We start from the raw sequence: 4311 nt of genomic DNA, 5'->3' as shown, positions 1-4311 counted from the left end.
TAAATCGGTGGGGGCTTCTTCGTTTCTCTGCCACAATCCAAGCCGTGACCGACAACCAGCTCATAGAGCCCAGCGACTACGTCCGCAGCCTCCCCATCGGTGAGCGGATCCCCCTGCCGGCCGACGGCATCCCGTTCTGGGAGGTCTTCCCCTACGAGGGCGACATCCAGATCAAGGTCCTGGAGCCGCCGGTGCTGCCGGAGCCGCCGCGGAACGGCGAGCACGGCACGGAAGACTGCTTCACCTGCAAGCAGGGTGCCGACGACCCCGTCGTGATCTGGGCCAACGACAACTGGATGGTCCGCACGGTCTCCGAGCCGGCCGCGCTGCCCGCGATGCTGATGCTGGTCCCGCGCGCTCACCACGACCTGGTCGACCTGCCGCCCGAGCTGGCGGCGGAGATGGGCGGCATGATCCAGCGCGTGGAGCGCGCGATCCTCTCCCTCGGCGGGATCGCCCGGGTGCACGTCAACCGGTGGGGCGACGGCGGCGCCCACCTGCACTGGTGGCTGATCGCCCGTCCCGAGGGCATGATGCAGCTGCGCGGCACCTGCCTGCCGCTCTGGGACGACGTGCTGCCCAAGCAGTCGCCCGAGGCCTGGGCGCGGACCAACCGCCGACTCGCCGAGGCGCTGGCGGCCGACGGGCAGTAGCGCTCGAACGCGAGGGCACAGAACGCCTGATGGCGTGTCACCACCTGCGGTGACACGCCATCAGCACGGAAGCCGAGGGGATCGGGCCGTTCAGCTGCTGACCGTCGCGGCCCGCCGCGCGGCCTTGGCGGCCGCCTCGGCCTCGTCCAGGGCTTCGGCCTCCTCCAGGGTGGGGGCGGTGCCTCCGAGGTGGGCCGGCAGCCACCAGGAGTCCTCGGGGCCCTTGGGCTTGACCGGGTACTCCCGCTGGGCGCGGTCCAGCATCTCGCTCATCGCGGCCCGCAGCCGCCGGGTGACCATCACCGGCTTGTCGGCCGGCGTCAGGTGGATCGGCTCGCCGATCATGATGGTCACCGGTACGTGCCGCTTGGTGAGCGTCTTGGGCTTGCCCTTGGTCCAGAGCTGCTGGGTGCCCCAGAGGACCACCGGCAGCAGCGGAGCACCGGCGTCGGCGGCCATCCGGGCGGCGCCGGTCTTGAACTTCTTCAGCACGAAGGAGCGGCTGATCGTGGCCTCGGGGAAGACGCCGACCACCTCGCCGGCCCGGAGGGCGCTCACGGCGGCGTCATAGGCGGGCTGGCCGTCGGTGCGGTCCACCGGGATATGCTTCATGCCGCGCATCAGCGGGCCGGAGACGCGGTGTTTGAAGACGTCGTCCTTGGCCATGAACCGGGTCTTGCGCCTGGCCACCTTGTAGGCGCCCATGCCCGCGAAGATGAAGTCCAGGTAGCTGATGTGATTGCTCACCAGGACCGCGCCGCCGGTGGCGGGAACGTGCTCGGCACCCCGGACGTCGAACCGCACGTCCAGCGCCTTGAAAGCGGCGAGCGCCGCCCGGATCACCGGTGGGTACACGAATTCTGCCACGGTCAGCCCTACGTTCTTCCGACGGGCCCTGGCCCGGTGGGACGGCCACCCGGGTCGGTGCTGCGACAGGCCGGGACCCTGGGCCGCGGCACGCCGCGGCTGCCACGGGTGATTCTGCGATGAATAGTCCCTCGTGGAGGGGGCTTCTGTCACCCGGGGGGACAGGGCCGGCGGGAGATTGTCGTCACACACTCCGGCACCGGCGTACCGTGACGGTGCGAAGACGCCCCGGACGGGCGTGCGAAGGCGTCCGGGGAGGGCGTGACGGCCCGGCGGGCATGCGAAGGAGTTCCCCCGGGGTGCGAAGGGGTCCCGGGGCTGCGAAGGCGTGCCACGCGGGCGTGCGGAGAGGAAATGGGCGCAGTGGATCTGTCGGCCGCCGAACTCGGCGCGGGCGTCGTTCTGGGGGAGCGGGCCACCCTGGTGCAGTTCTCCACCGCCTTCTGCCAGCCGTGCCGGGCCACGCGCCGGGTCCTCGCCCAGGTCGCGGCCCTGGTGCCGGGCGTGGCGCACGTGGACGTCGACGCCGAGCAGCACCTGGAACTGGTGCGCCGGTTGGAGATCCGTCGCACCCCCACCACGCTGGTGCTGGACGCGCACGGCACGGTCGTCCACCGGGCCGCCGGCCAGCCGCGCCGGGCGGCGGTGCTGACGGCCCTGGCGGACGCCCTCTGACCGGCGAATTCTCCGGTGGGTTGCCCCTTGCGGAGTGGAGAGCTTCGTCACAATGATCAGGGGATACGGAGCCCCGTTATTGCGGCAAGATATGGGCGACCGGTATTTAGATACTGACGAGTAACCAGAGCGGGATGCTGCCGAGTATGCTGCCGGAAGTGCCGGTCGGGGCAGCAGGAATGCGCTGTCCGAAGCGGGTGCCACCATGTGTGCTCCCGCCCGTTGCACCGCCGCAGCCGCCGGACGAGACCAGTACAGGAGACAGGCCGTGAGCTTGAGGATCGTTGTCTGTGTGAAGTACGTGCCCGATGCGACCGGTGACCGTCGCTTCGCGGACGACAACACCACCGACCGGGACGCCGTGGACGGCCTCCTGTCGGAGCTCGACGAGTATGGCGTCGAGCAGGCGCTGCGGATCGCCGAGGCGTCCGGTGACGCCGAGGTGACCGTGCTGACCGTGGGCGGCGACGACGCCCGGGACGCGCTGAAGAAGGCCCTCTCCATGGGTGCCGACAAGGGTGTCCACGTCAACGACGACGACATCCACGGCTCGGACGTGATGGCCACCTCCGCCATCCTGGCCAAGGCCCTCGAGAAGATCGGCTACGACCTGGTCATCTGCGGCATGGCCTCGACCGACGGTGGCATGGGTGTGCTGCCGGCGCTGCTGGCCGAGCGCCTGGGCCTGCCGCAGGTCACCCTGCTCTCCGAGGTCTCGGTCGACGGTGGCGTGGTGAAGGGCCGCCGCGACGGCGACACCGCCACCGAGCTGGTCGAGGCCAACCTGCCGGCCGTCGTGTCGGTCACCGACCAGTCGGGCGAGGCCCGCTACCCGTCCTTCAAGGGCATCATGGCCGCCAAGAAGAAGCCGGTCGAGGACCTCGACCTGGACGACCTCGGCATCGAGGCCGACGAGGTCGGCCTGGCCGGCGCCTGGACCGCCGTCGAGACCGTCACCGAGCGCCCAGCCCGCACCAAGGGGACGATCGTCAAGGACGAGGGCGAGGGCGGCAAGCAGCTCGCCGCGTTCCTCGCCGAGCAGAAGTTCATCTGACCCGCCGTTCGGACCCCACGTTCCGTCAGGAGACAAAACATCATGGCTGAGATCCTGGTCCTCGTGGACCACGCCGACGGCGCCGTCCGCAAGCCCGCCCTGGAGCTGCTCACCCTGGCCCGCCGGATCGGCGAGCCCTCCGCGGTCGTCCTCGGCGCCGGTGCGGCCGCCGCCGACATCGCCGCCAAGGCCGCCGAGTTCGGTGCCGCCAAGGTCTACGTGGCCGACGCCCCCGAGTTCGCCGACTACCTGGTCGTCCCCAAGGTCGACGCGCTCACCCAGATCGCCAAGGCCTCCTCGGCCGCCGCCGTTCTGGTCACCTCCTCCGGTGAGGGCAAGGAGGTCGCCGCCCGCGTCGCGCTGCGCCTCGGCTCCGGTGTGATCACCGACGCCGTCGACCTGGAGGCCGGCGCGGACGGCCCGGTCGCCACCCAGTCGGTCTTCGCCGCCTCGTTCCAGGTGAAGTCCAAGGTCACCAAGGGCGCGCCGGTCATCACCGTCAAGCCGAACGCCGCCGCCCCCGAGGCCGCCCCGGCCGCCGGCGCGGTGGAGAACGTCACCGTCGAGTTCACCGGCAACGCCGCCAAGGTCACCTCGCGCACCCCGCGGGTCTCCACCGGCCGTCCGGAGCTGACCGAGGCCGCGATCGTGGTCTCCGGTGGCCGCGGTGTCGGTGCCGCCGAGGGCTTCGGCGTGGTCGAGCAGCTGGCGGACTCGCTGGGCGCGGCCGTCGGCGCCTCGCGCGCCGCGGTGGACGCCGGCTGGTACCCGCACAGCAACCAGGTCGGCCAGACCGGCAAGCAGGTCTCCCCGCAGCTCTACGTCGCGGCGGGCATCTCCGGGGCCATCCAGCACCGGGCCGGCATGCAGACCTCCAAGACCATCGTCGCGGTCAACAAGGACGAGGAGGCGCCGATCTTCGAGCTGGTCGACTTCGGCGTCGTCGGCGACCTGTTCGACGTGCTGCCGCAGCTGACCGACGAGGTCAAGTCGCGCAAGGGCTGATCCCCGCGAAGCTGGTGCCGCAGGGCGCGCTCCCCTCACGGGGGGCGCGCCCTTCGG

5 protein-coding genes are annotated in these 4311 nt (G+C 71.1%); 4 read left to right on the top strand and 1 reads right to left on the bottom strand.

Going from position 1 to position 4311, the window contains the following annotated elements; genetic code table 11:
* Positions 1–44 precede the first annotated feature (44 nt).
* Positions 45–653: an HIT family protein gene (locus tag LN042_RS36495; protein ID WP_230055772.1), complete on the top strand. Its 609-nt coding sequence runs from the start codon at positions 45–47 to the stop codon at positions 651–653.
* 90 nt (positions 654–743) lie between these two features.
* Here LN042_RS36495 and LN042_RS36490 read toward each other — a convergent pair whose 3' ends face one another.
* Positions 744–1520, bottom strand: a complete 777-nt coding sequence (locus tag LN042_RS36490; protein ID WP_230055771.1) for a lysophospholipid acyltransferase family protein — start codon at positions 1518–1520, stop codon at positions 744–746.
* Between the two features lie 354 nt (positions 1521–1874).
* Between LN042_RS36490 and LN042_RS36485 the strand changes: the two genes are divergently transcribed.
* The 3 genes from LN042_RS36485 to LN042_RS36475 all read left to right on the top strand — a co-directional run bounded on the left by LN042_RS36485 (position 1875) and on the right by LN042_RS36475 (position 4254).
* Positions 1875–2195, top strand: a complete 321-nt coding sequence (locus LN042_RS36485) for a thioredoxin family protein (protein ID WP_230055770.1) — start codon at positions 1875–1877, stop codon at positions 2193–2195.
* A gap of 268 nt (positions 2196–2463) precedes the next feature.
* Positions 2464–3249 (top strand): electron transfer flavoprotein subunit beta/FixA family protein, encoded by a 786-nt coding sequence (locus LN042_RS36480; protein ID WP_230055769.1) that lies wholly within the window; start codon positions 2464–2466, stop codon positions 3247–3249.
* 42 nt (positions 3250–3291) lie between these two features.
* A complete protein-coding gene (locus LN042_RS36475) occupies positions 3292–4254 on the top strand; it encodes an electron transfer flavoprotein subunit alpha/FixB family protein (RefSeq protein ID WP_230055768.1) in 963 nt (320 codons plus the stop codon).
* Positions 4255–4311: the final 57 nt, after the last annotated feature.

Origin of the sequence: Kitasatospora humi (assembly GCF_020907985.1) — a bacterium.
GTDB lineage: Bacteria > Actinomycetota > Actinomycetes > Streptomycetales > Streptomycetaceae > Kitasatospora > Kitasatospora humi.
This window is presented reverse-complemented; position numbering and strand designations above follow the sequence as displayed.